The organism is Pseudomonas syringae group sp. J248-6, from assembly GCF_032586995.1.
Lineage (GTDB): Bacteria > Pseudomonadota > Gammaproteobacteria > Pseudomonadales > Pseudomonadaceae > Aquipseudomonas > Aquipseudomonas amygdali.
This window is the reverse complement of sequence record NZ_JAWHOP010000003.1, coordinates 386480-402925: the sequence shown is the minus strand read 5'-3', so window position 1 is coordinate 402925 and position 16446 is coordinate 386480. Positions and strand designations below refer to the sequence as shown.

Annotated in this window: 21 protein-coding genes; 11 read left to right on the top strand and 10 right to left on the bottom strand. The window is 57.5% G+C overall.

The window, feature by feature from the left end; genetic code table 11:
- Nucleotides 1-612 carry a superoxide dismutase gene (locus RYC17_RS06130; RefSeq protein ID WP_058400702.1) on the top strand — a complete coding sequence of 204 codons (612 nt, stop codon included), beginning with the start codon at nucleotides 1-3 and terminating at the stop codon, nucleotides 610-612.
- 184 nt (nucleotides 613-796) lie between these two features.
- Here RYC17_RS06130 and RYC17_RS06125 read toward each other — a convergent pair whose 3' ends face one another.
- From RYC17_RS06125 to RYC17_RS06080, 10 genes are all read right to left on the bottom strand, one after another.
- The gene (locus RYC17_RS06125; RefSeq protein ID WP_002555094.1) at nucleotides 797-1069 is read right to left on the bottom strand and encodes an HPr family phosphocarrier protein; all 273 of its coding nucleotides are present in this window, start codon (nucleotides 1067-1069) and stop codon (nucleotides 797-799) included.
- A gap of 16 nt (nucleotides 1070-1085) precedes the next feature.
- Nucleotides 1086-1943 (bottom strand): RNase adapter RapZ, encoded by an 858-nt coding sequence (gene rapZ, locus RYC17_RS06120; RefSeq protein WP_002555093.1) that lies wholly within the window; start codon nucleotides 1941-1943, stop codon nucleotides 1086-1088.
- A 2-nt stretch (nucleotides 1944-1945) separates the two neighbouring features.
- Nucleotides 1946-2410 (bottom strand): PTS IIA-like nitrogen regulatory protein PtsN, encoded by a 465-nt coding sequence (gene ptsN / locus RYC17_RS06115; RefSeq protein ID WP_316902640.1) that lies wholly within the window; start codon nucleotides 2408-2410, stop codon nucleotides 1946-1948.
- An 11-nt stretch (nucleotides 2411-2421) separates the two neighbouring features.
- Nucleotides 2422-2730 carry a ribosome hibernation-promoting factor, HPF/YfiA family gene (hpf, locus tag RYC17_RS06110; RefSeq protein WP_002555091.1) on the bottom strand — a complete coding sequence of 103 codons (309 nt, stop codon included), beginning with the start codon at nucleotides 2728-2730 and terminating at the stop codon, nucleotides 2422-2424.
- Between the two features lie 75 nt (nucleotides 2731-2805).
- Entirely contained in the window at nucleotides 2806-4299 is a 1494-nt protein-coding gene (locus RYC17_RS06105) for an RNA polymerase factor sigma-54 (protein ID WP_058400703.1), read from the bottom strand.
- Nucleotides 4300-4481: 182 nt separating this feature from the next.
- Nucleotides 4482-5207, bottom strand: coding sequence for an LPS export ABC transporter ATP-binding protein (gene lptB, locus RYC17_RS06100; protein WP_002555089.1), 726 nt, complete (start codon nucleotides 5205-5207; stop codon nucleotides 4482-4484).
- The gene (gene lptA / locus RYC17_RS06095; RefSeq protein ID WP_002555088.1) at nucleotides 5208-5756 is read right to left on the bottom strand and encodes a lipopolysaccharide transport periplasmic protein LptA; all 549 of its coding nucleotides are present in this window, start codon (nucleotides 5754-5756) and stop codon (nucleotides 5208-5210) included.
- Nucleotides 5743-6315, bottom strand: coding sequence for an LPS export ABC transporter periplasmic protein LptC (gene lptC, locus RYC17_RS06090; protein ID WP_002555087.1), 573 nt, complete (start codon nucleotides 6313-6315; stop codon nucleotides 5743-5745). Before lptC ends, lptA begins: the two co-directional genes overlap by 14 nt.
- A gap of 8 nt (nucleotides 6316-6323) precedes the next feature.
- A complete protein-coding gene (locus tag RYC17_RS06085) occupies nucleotides 6324-6863 on the bottom strand; it encodes a KdsC family phosphatase (RefSeq protein WP_219170181.1) in 540 nt (179 codons plus the stop codon).
- On the bottom strand, nucleotides 6863-7837 hold the full coding sequence (locus tag RYC17_RS06080; protein ID WP_122259132.1) for a KpsF/GutQ family sugar-phosphate isomerase: 975 nt from the start codon (nucleotides 7835-7837) through the stop codon (nucleotides 6863-6865). The genes RYC17_RS06085 and RYC17_RS06080 overlap by 1 nt, the downstream gene beginning before the upstream one ends.
- 304 nt (nucleotides 7838-8141) lie before the next feature.
- Here RYC17_RS06080 and RYC17_RS06075 point away from each other — a divergent pair, with 304 nt between their 5' ends.
- The 10 genes from RYC17_RS06075 (at nucleotide 8142) to hisC (ending at nucleotide 16143) form a co-directional block, all read left to right on the top strand.
- Nucleotides 8142-8951 carry an ATP-binding cassette domain-containing protein gene (locus RYC17_RS06075; protein WP_004656592.1) on the top strand — a complete coding sequence of 270 codons (810 nt, stop codon included), beginning with the start codon at nucleotides 8142-8144 and terminating at the stop codon, nucleotides 8949-8951.
- Complete coding sequence (mlaE, locus tag RYC17_RS06070; RefSeq protein ID WP_002555083.1) at nucleotides 8951-9748, top strand: lipid asymmetry maintenance ABC transporter permease subunit MlaE; 798 nt, start codon at nucleotides 8951-8953, stop codon at nucleotides 9746-9748. The genes RYC17_RS06075 and mlaE overlap by 1 nt, the downstream gene beginning before the upstream one ends.
- Nucleotides 9748-10215: an outer membrane lipid asymmetry maintenance protein MlaD gene (mlaD, locus tag RYC17_RS06065; RefSeq protein ID WP_002555082.1), complete on the top strand. Its 468-nt coding sequence runs from the start codon at nucleotides 9748-9750 to the stop codon at nucleotides 10213-10215. Before mlaE ends, mlaD begins: the two co-directional genes overlap by 1 nt.
- 19 nt (nucleotides 10216-10234) lie before the next feature.
- The gene (locus tag RYC17_RS06060; protein WP_058400705.1) at nucleotides 10235-10885 is read left to right on the top strand and encodes a phospholipid-binding protein MlaC; all 651 of its coding nucleotides are present in this window, start codon (nucleotides 10235-10237) and stop codon (nucleotides 10883-10885) included.
- A complete protein-coding gene (locus RYC17_RS06055; protein ID WP_005744995.1) occupies nucleotides 10882-11187 on the top strand; it encodes a lipid asymmetry maintenance protein MlaB in 306 nt (101 codons plus the stop codon). The genes RYC17_RS06060 and RYC17_RS06055 overlap by 4 nt, the downstream gene beginning before the upstream one ends.
- 114 nt (nucleotides 11188-11301) lie before the next feature.
- Nucleotides 11302-11541 (top strand): BolA family protein, encoded by a 240-nt coding sequence (locus RYC17_RS06050; RefSeq protein WP_002555079.1) that lies wholly within the window; start codon nucleotides 11302-11304, stop codon nucleotides 11539-11541.
- Nucleotides 11542-11564: 23 nt separating this feature from the next.
- A complete protein-coding gene (gene murA / locus RYC17_RS06045; protein WP_058400834.1) occupies nucleotides 11565-12830 on the top strand; it encodes a UDP-N-acetylglucosamine 1-carboxyvinyltransferase in 1266 nt (421 codons plus the stop codon).
- A 154-nt stretch (nucleotides 12831-12984) separates the two neighbouring features.
- On the top strand, nucleotides 12985-13620 hold the full coding sequence (gene hisG, locus RYC17_RS06040) for an ATP phosphoribosyltransferase (RefSeq protein WP_002555077.1): 636 nt from the start codon (nucleotides 12985-12987) through the stop codon (nucleotides 13618-13620).
- 124 nt (nucleotides 13621-13744) lie between these two features.
- The gene (gene hisD / locus RYC17_RS06035; protein WP_003400252.1) at nucleotides 13745-15091 is read left to right on the top strand and encodes a histidinol dehydrogenase; all 1347 of its coding nucleotides are present in this window, start codon (nucleotides 13745-13747) and stop codon (nucleotides 15089-15091) included.
- On the top strand, nucleotides 15091-16143 hold the full coding sequence (gene hisC, locus RYC17_RS06030) for a histidinol-phosphate transaminase (RefSeq protein ID WP_058407954.1): 1053 nt from the start codon (nucleotides 15091-15093) through the stop codon (nucleotides 16141-16143). Before hisD ends, hisC begins: the two co-directional genes overlap by 1 nt.
- Nucleotides 16144-16446 lie beyond the last annotated feature (303 nt).

Sequence of the window (16446 nt, the reverse complement as noted above, 5' to 3'; positions counted from 1 at the left end):
ATGCCTTATACCTTGCCTGCATTGCCTTACGCATACGATGCCCTGGAGCCGCACATCGATGCGCAAACCATGGAGATCCATTACACCAAGCATCACCAGACCTACATCAACAACCTTAATGCGGCGGTCGAAGGTACGGAGTTTGCTGACTGGTCCGTCGAGAAACTGGTGGCCAGCATCAAGCAGTTGCCTGAAAACCTGCGTCCGGCGGTCATCAACCAGGGTGGCGGTCACGCGAATCATTCGTTGTTCTGGGAGGTAATGGTGCCAGGCGGGGGCGGTTTGCCAAAAGGCCCTGTCGCCTTGGCCATCGACGAGCAGCTGGGCGGCTACGACAGCTTCAAAGAGGCGTTTACCAAAGCCGCATTGACTCGTTTCGGCAGCGGCTGGGCATGGCTGAGCGTCACCCCTGACAAAAAGCTGGTGGTTGAAAGCAGCGGTAATCAGGACAGCCCGTTGATGAATGGCAATACGCCGATTCTGGGTCTGGACGTATGGGAGCACGCTTACTACCTGCGCTATCAGAACCGTCGCCCCGAATACATCAACGCGTTCTACAACGTGATCAATTGGGATGAAGTGTCTCGACGTTATCAGGCCGCGCTGGTCTGACTCCAGTAACCGGGCCCAAGGCAGCTTATGCGCTCAGGAATATTCGCTATCAGCGGTGTGCGGTTGTTGCGGCTCGTTGTAGGCACCGGGCTGCTGTTGGCCGGTATGGCGTTACTGATTGCTCACGGTTTGAGCTGGTTGCAGATGCACTGCTGGTGATCATGGAAGGGGCGTGTTTGAGGGCTTACTCGCCCTCATCAAACTTGTTGTTGATCAGTTCAACCAGGCCATCGAGCGCTTCCTGCTCGAATTCGCCTTCGGTTTTCAGATGGATCTCGGTACCTTTGCCTGCCGCCAGCATCATCACGGCCATGATGCTTTTACCATCGACCATGGTCTGCTCAGAGCGGCCAACCCTGATCGTGCAAGGGAACTTGCCTGCGACGCCGACGAATTTGGCGGCAGCGCGGGCATGCAGGCCCAATTTGTTGATGATGGTGATTTGACGAGCGGGCATCGCAGTGAAAATCCTTTCAGCTAAGGTCGCGGTGGCGAACCTGAACGTTCTTGAGTGATTGTTGCAAGACCTGGCCGAGCCGTTCGGTCAAGTAGACGGAGCGGTGATGTCCGCCGGTGCAGCCGATGGCAATGGTAACGTAAGAACGGTTGCTGGCTGCAAACCGGGGCAACCATTTGTTCAGATAAGCGAAGATGTCCTGAAACATCTCTTCAACATCGGGCTGCACCGACAGGTAGTCGATAACCGGTTGTTCAAGCCCGGAATGGTCGCGCAGTTCAGGCTTCCAGTACGGGTTGGGCAGGCAGCGCACATCGAACACCAGATCTGCGTCGACGGGCATGCCACGCTTGAAACCAAAGGATTCGATCAGAAACGCGGTGCCTGGCTCGGGTTTGTTCAGCAGGCGAAGCTTGAGCGCGTCGCGCAACTGATAGAGGTTCAGGTGGGTGGTGTTGATCTTCAGGTCGGCCAAGTCGATGATCGGGCCCAGCAGCGTTGTCTCGTCGCGTATCGCCTCGGCCAGCGAACGATCTGCCGTGCTCAAAGGATGACGACGCCTGGTTTCCGAGAAGCGCTTGAGAAGGGTTGCTTCATCCGCATCCAGGTAAAGCACGTCGCACTGGATGTTGCGTGAGCGGACTTCATCCAGCATTTGCGGAAAGCGGGTCAGGTGACTGGGCAGGTTTCGCGCATCGATGGACACCGCCAGCAAGGGCTCGGCCAGTTCAGTATTGATCAGCGCTCGCTCGGCCAGTTCCGGCAGCAATCCGGCCGGCAGGTTGTCGACACAGTAAAAACCGTTGTCTTCCAACACGTCGAGGGCTGTACTTTTACCCGAGCCGGAACGGCCGCTGACGATGATCATGCGCATGTTCAGTTTCCGTTCTGCACGTCCAGCACCACTTGATAAAGCGCTTCAGCACTTTTGGCACTGCGCAGGCGCTTACGCACATTTTTGTTATCAAGCATGCTGGCGATCTGGCGCAGTAACTCCAGGTGCTCATCGGTAGCAGCCTGCGGGACCAGCAATACAAACAGCAGGTCAACCGGCGCGCCATCGATGGCGTCGAAATCCACGGGGGTAGCGAGGTGAATGACTGCACTGACAGGCTCGCTGCAGTCAGCAAGGCGGCAATGAGGGATGGCAATACCGTTGCCGAAACCGGTTGAACCCAGTTTTTCGCGGGCAACAAGACTTGCGAATACTGTGCCCGAAGCCATGCCCGGTACTTTACGACCGATCAGTTTGGCAATTTCTTCGAGTACACGCTTTTTACTGCCACCCGACACGTTCACAAGGGAGCGGTCGGGGGTCAGGATATTTTCGATTCGGATCATTTAAATGGGCGTTAGCGAGCGGCCGCACCTTTGAGGATGCTTTGCTGCTTTTCCTTATGCTTGAGCAATTGTCGGTCTAGCTTGTCAGTGAGCAGGTCGATGGCAGCATACATGTCGTCATGTTCAGCATTGGCAACGACCTCTCCACCATGGATGTGCAACGTGGCTTCGATCTTCTGCTTGAGCTTTTCGACCGTCATCGTGACCTGCACGTTGGTAATCTTGTCAAAATGCCCCTCGAGCTTTTTGAGCTTGAGCTCAACGTATTCACGAAGGGGTTTGGTCACTTCCAGTTGGTGTCCACTGATGTTGACTTGCATACAGCTTTCTCCTTTGCCAGTGCATAAAGAGACAGGCATGGCGCCTGTCTCTGGGACGCTGTGGCTTGGCCTGCATCACATCAGCCGCTTACGCTCACTGGAAGGCGCTATCCCGAGTGACTCGCGGTACTTGGCGACTGTGCGACGGGCTACTTGAATGCCTTGTGCCTCCAGTAAACCAGCGATCTTGCTATCACTCAACGGCTTTTTCTGATTTTCCGCCGCAACCAGTTTTTTGATGATTGCGCGAATTGCCGTGGACGAGCATTCACCACCCTCGGAAGTGCTTACATGGCTCGAGAAGAAGTATTTCAGCTCGTAAATGCCGCGTGGCGTGTGCATGAACTTCTGGGTGGTCACGCGCGAGATGGTCGACTCATGCATGCCCACTGCCTCGGCAATGTCGTGCAGAACAAGCGGCTTCATCGCCTCGTCGCCGTACTCAAGAAAGCCGCGCTGATGCTCGACGATCTGGGTGGCGACCTTCATCAGTGTCTCGTTGCGGCTTTGCAGGCTCTTGATGAACCAGCGCGCCTCTTGCAACTGGTTGCGCATGAAGGTGTTGTCTGCGCTGGTATCGGCCCGACGCACAAAACCTGCGTATTGCGGATTGACGCGCAGGCGCGGTACGGACTCCTGATTGAGCTCGACCAGCCAGCGCTCATTGTCCTTGCGCACGATTACATCGGGAATGACGTACTCGGCTTCTGTGGATTCGATTTGTGAGCCAGGGCGCGGGTTGAGGCTCTGGACCAGCTCGATGACCTGGCGCAGCTCGTCTTCCTTGATCTTCATGCGCCGCATCAACTGGCCGTAGTCGCGGCTTCCCAGCAGGTCGATGTAGTCGGTGACCAGTCGTTGCGCTTCCGCCAGCCAGGGTGTTTTCGCTGGCAACTGACGCAGTTGCAGGAGCAGGCATTCGCTCAGGTTTCGGGCACCGATGCCTGCCGGTTCAAACTGCTGGATGCGGTGCAGTACGGCTTCGATTTCGTCGAGCTCGATGTCCAGCTCGGGATCGAAAGACTCGAGAATTTCATCGAGGGTTTCGTCCAGATAGCCCTGGTTATTGATGCAGTCGATCAGCGTGACTGCCACCAGGCGGTCCTTGTCGGACATCGGAGCGACGTTCAACTGCCACAGCAGGTGGCTTTGCAGGCTCTCGCCTGCAGACGTGCGTGTGGTGAAGTCCCACTCGTCATCATCGTTACTTGGCAGGCTGCTGGCGCTGGTCTGGTAAATGTCTTCCCAGGCGGTATCGACAGGCAGCTCATTGGGAATGCGCTCGCTCCATTCGCCATCTTCAAGGTTATCCACAGTGGGTGCGGATTCCTGATAGGTCGGCTCTTGAACGTCGGGATTGGGCTTTTGTTCGATGTTGTCGGCAAGCGGGTCGGAGTTGTCGAAGTCGTCGCCTTCTTCCTGCCTTTCCAGCATGGGGTTTGACTCCAGCGCCTCCTGGATCTCCTGCTGGAGGTCCAGTGTGGAAAGCTGAAGTAAGCGGATTGCCTGTTGCAGCTGCGGTGTCATCGTCAGCTGCTGGCCCATTCTCAAGACTAGCGATGGTTTCATGGCAGGGGCTAAACACCTTATTCGCCGGCGCGCATGCGCCATCTACTACAGGCGCCGGGGCGCCAACTTAAGCAAATTATATGCCTGAAACCTGTGCCTTTGCCTAGAGTGATATGACAAATAAAATATTGTCAACACACTGCACTGGCATCAATCGGCCGCTAAGCGCAAAGGGCAGTCGATTAAAGGCGGAATTCGTGACCGAGGTAGACCTCTTTCACCAGTTGATTCGCCAGAATTGTCTCGGAATCGCCTTCTGCGATCAGCTGTCCATCGTTGACGATGTAGGCAGTTTCGCAGATGTCCAGCGTTTCACGGACGTTGTGGTCGGTGATCAGTACGCCGATACCCTTGGCCTTGAGATGGTGAATGATCTGCTTGATATCACCCACTGAAATAGGGTCTACGCCTGCGAACGGTTCATCCAGCAGGATGAATTTTGGCGCAGTGGCCAGGGCGCGAGCAATTTCCACACGGCGGCGCTCGCCACCCGACAGGCTCATGCCCAGGTTGTCGCGAATGTGGGTGATGTGAAACTCCTGCAAGAGGCTTTCGAGTTCCTTGCGGCGTGCTCCGGCATCGAGTTCCTTGCGGGTCTCGAGAATCGCCATGATGTTGTCGGACACTGACAGCTTGCGGAAAATCGAGGCTTCCTGCGGCAGGTAGCCGATGCCGGCTCGGGCGCGACCGTGCATGGGCTGATGGCTGACATCCAGATCGTCAATCAGCACGCGCCCCTGATCAGCCTGGACCAGACCTACGATCATGTAGAAGCAGGTGGTCTTGCCGGCACCGTTGGGGCCCAGCAGGCCGACGATCTGGCCGCTGTCGATGGAAATGCTCACATCGCGCACGACCTGCCGGCTTTTGTAGCTTTTAGCCAGATGCTGGGCTTTGAGCGTCGCCATTTACTGGGCCTTCTGAGGTTGGTCGGTTTTCTTTTTCGGCTGGATGACCATGTCGATACGCGGACGTGGTGTGGTCACCTTGGCACCGCCATTGGCCCGACCGGCGCTGACGACCTGTCTGACCGTGTCATAAACGATTTTCTCGCCTTCGGAAGTATTGCCATCATTGATGACCTTGGCCTTGTCAATGAGGACGATACGGTCCTGCCCGGCGTAGTACTGAATAGTGACGGCATAGGCCTGCACAATCGGTTTGTCTACGGCAGGTTTCTGCTCGTAATAAGCCAGATTGCCGACAGAGGTGAACACATCCACTTCGCCCTGGGCATTACGCGTGATCGTCACAGTGTTACCGGTGATCTTCATCGAGCCCTGGGTGATGATGACGTTGCCCTTGTAGGTTGCTACGCCTTTCTTGTCATCGAGCTGAGCATCGTCAGACTGGATGTGGATCGGCTGATCGCGGTCGGTTGGCAGGGACCAGGCGCTCGCGCTTCCCAGTGCTGCGCCCAGGCCGAGCAATAAAGGAAGAGTTTTAACGAGCCTCATACTGTCCTCTTACGTTGGACAGCAGGTCCATCCTGCTGTCTTTCAAATATGCTTTCATTCCCTTGGCCGTAGTCACACCGCCGGCGCCGTCGATTCTAACGTCTTGCTCGGTCTGCGCATATTGCTTCTGAGGGAATACGGTCATACGACTGGTAGTGATAATAGTCGTACGTTGTTTTTCATCAGTACGCTCGACACGAACGGAATCGATCAGCTCGACCTGGTCGCCGCCGGACGAAACTTCGCCTTTCTTGCTCTGTACGTGCCATGGAAACTCGCCGCCGCGGTACATATGCAGGTCGGGCGTGGTCAACAGGGTCACGTCAGTGGCTTTCACGTGCTCGACCTTATCGGAGGTCATGTCGTACTGGAGCGTGCCATCGGGCAGGTACTGCACGCTGTGCGCATTGATTGCATAGTAGTCGATGACCGTGTCGTCAACGGTCGATACCGGCTGATCCATAAAGCTTTCCGGGCTGATATTCCAGTAACCGACCGCTGCCAGCAGCAGCGCCAGTACCCCGAGCAGCAGGAACTTGCGAATTTTTTTAGTGAACATAATGGCTTCTATAAATAGACGGAGTGAGCCGCTTCAAGGTTGCCTTGCGCACTCAGAATCAGTTCGCAGAATTCGCGTGCCGCACCTTCGCCGCCTCGCGCCCTGGTTATTCCGTGTGCATGCTCGCGTACAAAACTTGCGGCATTGGCAACCGCCATGCCCAGACCGACACGCCTGATGACTGGCAAGTCTGGCAGATCATCACCCAGATAGGCGACTTGTTCGTAATCAAGCTGGAGTTCTGCGAGCAGTTTGTCCAGTACCACCAGCTTGTCTTCACGTCCCTGAAACAGGTGTTCAATGCCCAGGCTCTTTGCCCGGCGCTCGACTATCGCAGTCTTGCGGCCGCTGATAATGGCTGTTGTGACGCCTGAGGCTATCAGCATTTTTATGCCTTGGCCGTCGAGGGTGTTGAATGTCTTGATCTCGCTGCCATCTTCCATGAAATAAAGGCGGCCGTCGGTCAGTACGCCATCGACATCGAAAACGGCCAGCTTGATAGCCTTGCCGCGCTGCATGAGGTCCTGGGTCATCATTTCGGTTTCCATTACATGACGCCTGCGCGCAAAAGATCCTGCAAGTTGAAAGCGCCAACCGGCCGGTCGTACTGGTCTACGACAACAAGCGCACTGATTTTGTTGTCCTCCATGATTTTCAGCGCTTCGGCGGCCAGCATTTCTGCATGGGCCGTCTTGCCGTGAAGGGTCATGACTTCATCAATGATGGTCTGGCGAATATCGACAGGGCGGTCCAGCGTTCTGCGCAAATCGCCGTCGGTGAAGATGCCGGCCAGTGTGCCGTCAGCTTCGACAATTGCGGTCATGCCCAGGCCCTTGCGGGTCATTTCCAGCAGCGCATCCCTGAGCAGGGTGCCGCGTTGAACGCTGGGCAGCGCGTCGCCGGAGTGCATGACATTCTCGACCTTGAGCAGCAGACGACGACCCAGCGCGCCGCCTGGATGGGAGAATGCAAAGTCTTCGGCGGTGAAGCCCCGTGCGTCCAGCAGCGCCACGGCCAGGGCATCGCCCATGACCAGTGCGGCGGTGGTCGAAGAGGTCGGTGCCAGATTGAGCGGGCAGGCCTCGTGCACGACGTGGGCGTTGAGATTGATATCGGCAGCCTTGGCCAGAATGGACTCGGGGTCGCCGGTCAGGCTGATCATCTTTATGCCCAGACGCTTGATCAGCGGCAGCAGGGTCACGATCTCGTTGGTGCTGCCGGAGTTCGACAGGGCCAGAATGATGTCATCGCGCGTGATCATGCCCATGTCGCCATGACTGGCTTCAGCCGGGTGCACGAAAAAAGAGGTAGTGCCCGTGCTTGCCAGCGTGGCGGCGATCTTGTTGCCGATGTGTCCGGACTTGCCCATACCGACCACAACGACTCGGCCCTTGCTGGCGAGGATCATTTCGCACGCGCGCACAAAATCGCCGTCAAGACGTTCAAGCAAGCCTTGTATGGCTTCTATCTCAAGGCGAATGGTGCGTTGCGCCGATTGGATCAGGTCACTGGATTGGTTCATGTCTGGAAAGGGTCAGCCTGCTGAAAGGCGGCGATTATAGCGGTAATGAACGATTCCCTCACGTCTGATCGTCGTTGTGTTGTTTTTAAACGAATTTCCTACGCGCTTGAGGGTCTGTATCCACGCCTGATGCCATAACATTGTGGTACAGAATAATTCAACGATTACCTGAACCGCTCGGTTCTCTTCTTGGGGGCGGGTGGCGGCGGTGGTATAGTTCGCGGCCTGTTCGGCGCGCCTGGACAGCTGGTCGGCCTCCAAGAACCGACGGCTGAGGGCGGAGGCTGTATCGCAAGGAGTTTAGATGAGTCCTGATGACGCCTATGCGGTCGAGTTGAAAGGTGTGTCTTTCAAACGCGGTACGCGCAGCATTTTCAATAACGTTGATATTCGTATTCCACGTGGCAAGGTCACCGGGATCATGGGGCCGTCCGGTTGTGGCAAGACTACCTTGCTGCGCTTGATGGGGGCTCAGTTGCGTCCAAGCGAAGGGCAGGTGTGGGTCAATGGTCAGAACCTGCCTGAGCTGTCGCGCAGTGATCTGTTCGATGCTCGCAAGCAGATGGGCGTGTTGTTTCAGAGCGGAGCACTGTTTACCGATCTGGACGTTTTCGAAAACGTCGCTTTTCCCTTGCGCGTGCACACTGAACTGCCGGAAGAAATGATCCGCGACATCGTGCTGCTCAAGCTTCAGGCTGTGGGCCTGCGCGGTGCGGTCGAACTGATGCCCGATGAACTCTCGGGTGGTATGAAGCGTCGTGTCGCGCTGGCCCGGGCCATCGCTCTCGATCCGCAGATTCTCATGTATGACGAGCCCTTTGTCGGGCAGGACCCGATTGCGATGGGCGTGCTCGTACGCCTGATCCGCTTGCTCAACGATGCATTGGGCATCACCAGTATCGTGGTGTCCCATGACCTCAGCGAGACAGCGAGCATTGCCGACTATCTCTATGTAGTGGGTGACGGGCAGGTGCTGGGGCAGGGCACGCCTGAGGAACTGATGTCCTCGGACAACCCACGCATTCGTCAATTCATGACCGGCGAGCCTGATGGCCCTGTACCGTTCCACTATCCGGCGCCGGATTTTCGCGAAGATCTATTGGGGAAGCGCTGATGCGCAATAAGTCACTGATGGACCGGGTACGCCTGTTGGGGCGTTCGGCCATTGATATTGTTACTGTTCTGGGGCGTTCCGGTCTGTTTCTGGTAAATGCCCTGCTTGGCCGCGGCGGTGCGGGCAGCAGTTTTCAACTGCTGGTAAGGCAGCTGTATTCGGTGGGTGTCATGTCGCTGGTCATCATTGTGGTGTCCGGCATGTTCATCGGCATGGTGCTGGCGCTGCAGGGCTTCAGCATTCTGACCAAGTACGGCTCCGAGCAGGCGGTCGGTCAGATGGTCGCACTGACCCTGCTGCGTGAACTGGGGCCTGTGGTTACAGCCCTGCTGTTCGCCGGGCGTGCAGGTTCTGCGCTGACCGCCGAGATCGGCAACATGAAATCCACTGAGCAGCTGTCGAGCCTTGAGATGATCGGTGTCGATCCACTCAAGTACATCGTTGCGCCACGCCTGTGGGCAGGTTTCATCTCGATGCCGATTCTGGCGATGATTTTCAGTGTGGTCGGTATCTGGGGCGCTTCCTGGGTAGCGATCGATTGGCTGGGCGTCTATGACGGTTCTTTCTGGTCGAACATGCAGAACAGCGTTTCTTTCACGAACGATGTGCTCAATGGGGTGATCAAAAGCGTCGTATTTGCCTTCGTAGTGACGTGGATTGCCGTTTTCCAGGGGTACGATTGCGATCCTACTTCCGAGGGGATCAGCCGCGCGACGACCAGAACCGTCGTTTACGCCTCGTTGGCCGTGCTGGGACTGGACTTTATTTTGACCGCCTTGATGTTTGGAGATTTCTGATGCAAAACCGCGCCATCGAAACCGGAGTCGGTCTGTTCCTGCTGGCCGGGATACTGGCTCTGCTCCTGCTGGCCCTGCGAGTCAGTGGTCTGAGCACCAGTGCGAGCACCGACACCTATAAACTTTATGCCTACTTCGACAATATTGCCGGTTTGACTGTCAGAGCCAAGGTAAGCATGGCTGGCGTCACAATCGGCAAGGTGACGGCGATCGATCTGGATCACGACACCTTCACCGGTCGCGTCACGCTGGAGATTCAAAAGAAGGTCGATAACCTGCCTTCCGACTCCACGGCGTCGATCCTGACTGCTGGCCTGCTGGGTGAGAAGTACATTGGTCTCAGCGTCGGTGGCGATGACAAGCTGCTCAAAGACGGTGCAACCATTCATGACACGCAGTCGTCGCTTGTGCTGGAAGACCTGATCGGGAAATTCCTGCTCAATACCGTAAGCAAAGACGCCAAGTAAGCCAAGTAAGGAGCTTTAAATGATCTCTATCCTGCGCCGTGGTCTGTTGATATTGCTGGCCACCTTGCCGATGCTGGCCAACGCTGCGGCAACGCCCTCAGCTCACGATCTGGTGGAACGTACCACCAAGGAACTGTTGAGCGATCTGGCTACCAACCGTGAACAGTACAAGTCCAATCCGAGTGCGTTCTATGATGCGCTGAACCGTATTGTCGGTCCGGTCGTCGATGCCGATGGCATTTCCAAAAGCATCATGACCGTCAAGTACTCCCGCAAGGCGACGCCTGAGCAGGTGAAGCGCTTTGAAGAAAACTTCAAGCGCAGCCTGATGCAGTTCTACGGTAACGCGCTGCTTGAGTTCAACAACCAGGGCATCACCGTAGCTCCTGCCAAGGACGAAGGTGATGACCGTACCAGCGTGGATATGCAGGTCAAAGGCAACAACGGCGCGCTTTATCCGGTTTCCTACACGCTGGTCAAGCTGAACGGCGAGTGGAAGGTGCGTAACGTTGTCATCAACGGTATCAATATCGGCAAACTGTTCCGTGATCAGTTCGCCGACGCCATGCAGCGTAATGGCAACGACCTGGACACCACCATCAACAACTGGGCTGGCGAAGTTGCCAAGACCAAATCCACCGTAGACGCTGCACAGAAGCCTGCACAATGACAGAGTCCGCCGTCCGTCTCGTCGGGCCTGGCGAGCTCAGGCTGATCGGTGTGCTGGATTACCGCACCGGGCCGCAGTTGCGCAAGCAGGGTGCGGCACTGATCAAGTCGGGTGATCTGGCCGATCTGACACTCGATTGCTCGGGCGTCGAGAAGTCCAGCAGTGTGGGCCTTGCCCTGCTGCTGGCTTTCATGCGTGATGCACAGGAAGCAGGCAAGTCGATCACCGTCCGCTCGCTGCCTGAAGACATGCGTCAGATAGCCCGTGTATCAGGTCTGACCGAGCTACTGGACACCCACTGACAGGCGTCATCGAAGAAGCCCTTTATCCGGGACCTGCTTGTCGGGCTTCGCATAACATGGGCTTTTTTGTATGATGGCCGACCCGCGCGCGTACAGCGCCGATCGAGGTTAAGCATGCAGGCCGTAGAAGTTAAAAGCTTCCTTGAAGGAAAGCTGCCGGAAATCAAGGTGGAAGTCGAAGGCGAAGGCTGCAACTTCCAGCTGAATATCATCAGCGACGAGTTGGCCGGCCTGAGTCCGGTCAAGCGTCAGCAACAGATTTATACCCATCTGAACCCCTGGATTGCCGATGGCAGCATCCACGCGGTGACCATGAAATTTTTCAGCCGCGCTGCATGGGCCGAGCGTTCCTGAGCCAAATTGGTGTCGAGACTCTAATGGATAAATTGATTATTACCGGCGGCGTTCGTCTTGATGGCGAAATTCGCATTTCCGGGGCAAAGAACTCTGCCTTGCCGATCCTTGCCGCCACGTTGCTGGCTGATGGGCCGGTTACTGTTCAGAACCTGCCGCACCTGCACGACATCACCACCATGATCGAGCTGTTCGGTCGCATGGGCATTGAGCCTGTGATCGATGAAAAGCTCAGCGTCGAGATCGACCCGCGCACCATCAAGACTCTGGTCGCTCCGTACGAACTGGTGAAAACCATGCGTGCGTCGATTCTGGTACTGGGTCCGATGGTCGCTCGCTTCGGTGAGGCCGAAGTGGCGCTGCCAGGTGGCTGTGCCATTGGTTCGCGTCCGGTTGATCTGCATATCCGTGGTCTTGAGGCCATGGGCGCGATCATCGATGTCGAGGGTGGCTACATCAAGGCCAAGGCACCCGAGGGTGGCTTGCGTGGTGCCCACTTCTTCTTCGATACCGTGAGCGTGACCGGTACTGAAAACATCATGATGGCCGCCAGCCTCGCCAACGGCCGCAGCGTTCTGCAGAACGCTGCGCGCGAGCCCGAGGTTGTCGATCTGGCCAACTTCCTGATCGCGATGGGTGCAAAAATTCACGGCGCAGGCACCGACACCATCACTATCGATGGCGTCAAACGTCTGGGCCCGGCCACCTACAAGGTCATGCCTGACCGTATCGAGACCGGCACCTACCTGGTAGCCGCTGCCGTTACCGGTGGTCGCGTCAAGGTCAAGGACACTGATCCGACCATCCTTGAAGCGGTGCTGCTTAAGCTTCAGGAAGCCGGTGCCGAAGTCACGACCGGTGAAGACTGGATCGAGCTGAACATGCACGGCAAGCGTCCGAAGGCTGTCAACGTGCGTACCGCGCCGTATCCAGCGTTCCCGACCGACATGCAGGCGCAGTTCATCTCGCTCAATGCGATTGCCGAAGGTACGGGAGCGGTCATCGAGACCATCTTTGAAAACCGTTTCATGCACGTGTATGAAATGCACCGCATGGGCGCTCAGATCCAGGTTGAAGGCAACACTGCCATTGTCACCGGCACCGAAATGCTCAAGGGCGCGCCAGTCATGGCGACCGACCTGCGGGCATCGGCCAGTCTGGTGATCTCGGCGCTGGTTGCCCAGGGCGACACGCTGATCGACCGCATCTACCACATCGACCGTGGTTACGAGTGCATCGAAGAGAAGCTGCAAATGCTGGGCGCCAAGATCCGCCGCGTTCCGGGCTAGTAGCGCGCGGCCCTGATGCCAGTGGCATCGGGGCCGCCTGTTCTGTCGCGGGTGTGATTTCTGATTCGTTTCACTTCAGGCCGAACAGGCCTGGGGGTTGTCACGCGCCGCTTGCGTCGTGACAAAAGTTTCCTGATAAGGACTTACGTTTCCCATGTTGACCATCGCACTGTCCAAGGGCCGCATTCTTGACGACACCCTGCCGCTTCTCGCTGAAGCGGGCATCGTGCCGACCGAGAATCCGGACAAGAGCCGCAAGCTCATCATCCCCACGACCCAGGCCGACGTACGCCTGCTGATCGTGCGTGCCACCGACGTGCCGACCTATGTCGAGCATGGTGCCGCCGATCTGGGCGTCGCGGGCAAGGATGTGTTGATGGAATATACCGGCCAGGGCCTTTACGAGCCTCTGGACCTGCAAATTGCCAAGTGCAAGCTGATGACTGCCGGTGCCATCGGTGCGGTCGAGCCCAAGGGCCGTCTGCGTGTGGCGACCAAGTTCGTCAACGTTGCCAAGCGTTACTACGCCGAGCAGGGTCGTCAGGTCGACATCATCAAGCTGTACGGCTCCATGGAGCTGGCACCGCTGATTGGTCTGGCAGACAAGATCATCGACGTGGTCGACACCGGTAACACCTTGCGAGCCAATGGCCTTGAGCCTCAGGAACTGATCGCTACCATCAGCTCGCGTCTGGTCGTCAACAAGGCTTCCATGAAGATGCAGCACGCACGCATTCAGGCCCTCATCGACACCCTGCGCAAGGCAGTGGAGTCGCGACACCGTAGCTGATTCATCCACGCAACGTTGAGTTGCGTCCAGCTATCCGTGTCATAGCCAAATTTCTCAGGTGCCTGCGCGGATAGCTTGGTAGCTTTAGGCTCCTGAGCATCCGCCAATTATTGAGGCCCCCGCTATGACCACGCCCACTGCAATTCGCCGACTCGACGCTGCTGACCCGGATTTCGCACGACATCTGGATCACCTGCTGAGCTGGGAAAGCGTGTCTGACGACTCGGTCAACCAGCGCGTGCTCGACATCATCAAGGCGGTACGTGAGCGCGGCGACGCGGCGTTGGTCGAGTTCACCCAGAAGTTTGACGGGCTGCAGGTCGCGTCGATGGCCGACCTGATCCTGCCTCGCGAGCGTCTGGAGCTGGCGTTGACCCGCATCACGCCGGTTCAACGCGAGGCACTGGAAAAAGCCGCCGAGCGTGTGCGCAGCTATCACGAGAAGCAGAAACAGGATTCCTGGAGCTACACCGAGGCCGATGGCACGGTGCTGGGCCAGAAGGTCACACCGCTGGACCGTGCAGGCCTGTATGTGCCCGGTGGCAAAGCCTCGTACCCGTCTTCGGTATTGATGAATGCCATTCCGGCCAAAGTGGCGGGCGTGACCGAGGTGGTCATGGTCGTGCCGACACCGCGTGGTGAGATCAACGAGCTGGTGCTGGCCGCTGCCTGTATTGCGGGTGTCGACCGGGTGTTCACCATCGGCGGTGCGCAAGCTGTGGCAGCACTGGCCTATGGCACGGAAAGCGTGCCGAAGGTCGATAAGGTTGTCGGCCCCGGAAACATTTATGTGGCCACCGCCAAGCGCCACGTATTCGGTCAGGTCGGGATCGACATGATCGCCGGTCCTTCCGAGATTCTGGTGGTGTGTGACGGTCAGACCGATCCCGACTGGATTGCCATGGACCTGTTCTCCCAGGCCGAGCACGACGAAGATGCCCAAGCCATTCTGGTCAGTCCGGATGCCGAATTCCTCGACAAGGTCGCGGCCAGCATCACCCGTCTGCTGCCAACCATGGAGCGCGCGGCCATCGTCGAAACGTCGATCAACGGTCGCGGCGCTTTGATAAAAGTGGCAGACATGGCGCAAGCCATCGAAGTTGCCAATCGCATCGCGCCCGAGCACCTTGAATTGTCGGTCGCCGATCCGGAAGCCTGGCTGCCGCAGATCCGCCATGCGGGTGCGATCTTCATGGGGCGCCACACCTCCGAAGCACTGGGCGACTATTGCGCAGGTCCCAACCACGTACTGCCGACCTCCGGCACGGCGCGTTTTTCCTCGCCGCTGGGCGTTTACGATTTTCAGAAGCGCTCGTCTATCATCTACTGCTCGCCGCAGGGTGCGTCCGAGCTGGGCAAGACAGCGTCGGTGCTGGCTCGTGGCGAATCCCTGAGCGGCCATGCCCGCAGTGCTGAATATCGAATTACTGATCCCGACTGGAAAGCAGGCAATACAGAGGACGGCAAATAATGAGCAAATTCTGGAGCCCTTTCGTCAGCGGTCTGGTGCCTTATGTGCCGGGCGAGCAGCCGAAGCTGACCAGGCTGGTCAAACTCAATACCAATGAAAACCCGTATGGCCCGTCGCCCAAGGCTGTCGAGGCCATGCGTGCCGCGCTGACCGACGACTTGCGTCTGTACCCGGACCCCAACAGCGACCTGCTCAAGCACGCTGTCGCCGATTACTACAAGGTGCAGCCCAATCAGGTGTTCCTGGGCAACGGTTCAGACGAAGTGCTGGCGCATATCTTTCACGCCTTGTTTCAGCACGATGCGCCGCTGTTGTTTCCGGACATCAGCTACAGCTTCTATCCGGTCTACTGCGGTCTGTACGGGATCGATTACGAAATGATCGCGCTGGACGATCAGTTCCAGATTCGTGCCGAAGACTACGCCAGACCCAATGCCGGGATCATCTTCCCCAACCCGAATGCGCCGACCGGTTGCCTGCTCGGTCTGGACAAGGTCGAGCAGATTATCAAGGCCAGCCCGGATTCAGTGGTCGTCGTTGACGAAGCGTACATCGACTTCGGTGGCGAGACCGCGATCACGCTGGTTGATCGCTACCCGAACCTGCTGGTCACTCAAACCTTGTCAAAGTCGCGCTCGCTGGCCGGTCTGCGTGTCGGCCTGGCGGTGGGGCATCCTGATCTGATCGAAGCGCTGGAGAGGGTCAAGAACAGCTTCAACTCCTATCCGCTGGACCGTATGGCCAATGTGGGTGGTGCGGCAGCTTTCGAGGACCGCGAGCACTTCGAGTCGACGCGCAACAAGGTCATCGAAAGCCGCGAGGCGCTGGTCGAACAGTTGCAGGGCAAAGGCTTCGAAGTGCTGCCCTCGGCAGCCAACTTCATCTTCGCTCGCCACCCGCAGCACGATGCCGCAGCCCTGGCTGCGAAACTGCGCGAGCAGGGCGTCATCGTCCGTCACTTCAAACAGCAGCGTATCGCCCAGTTCCTGCGCATCAGCATCGGCACGCCAGAGCAGCATCAGGCGTTGCTGGAAGGGTTGAGCGACATCTGAGACGCGGACCGGTCAGCCCGAAAACGGGCTGACCTTGCGCTGCCACAGGATCATCGATGCCGCAGAGCATCCGCATGGCCTGGAAACACCGCCGACCTATGTGAGTAATCCAAATGGCTCGAAAACATTCCGGGTCTGCGGGAGCGAGCTTGCTCGCGAAGAAGCCCGCGCAGCCGCTGAAACTCCATTGATCAGGTAATCCGCCTTCGCGAGCAAGCTCGCTCCCACAAGATCAACGCTGCCGCAGAGCATCCACATGGCTTGAAACACTTCGGACCTGTGTGAGTGTCTCGCATGGCTTGA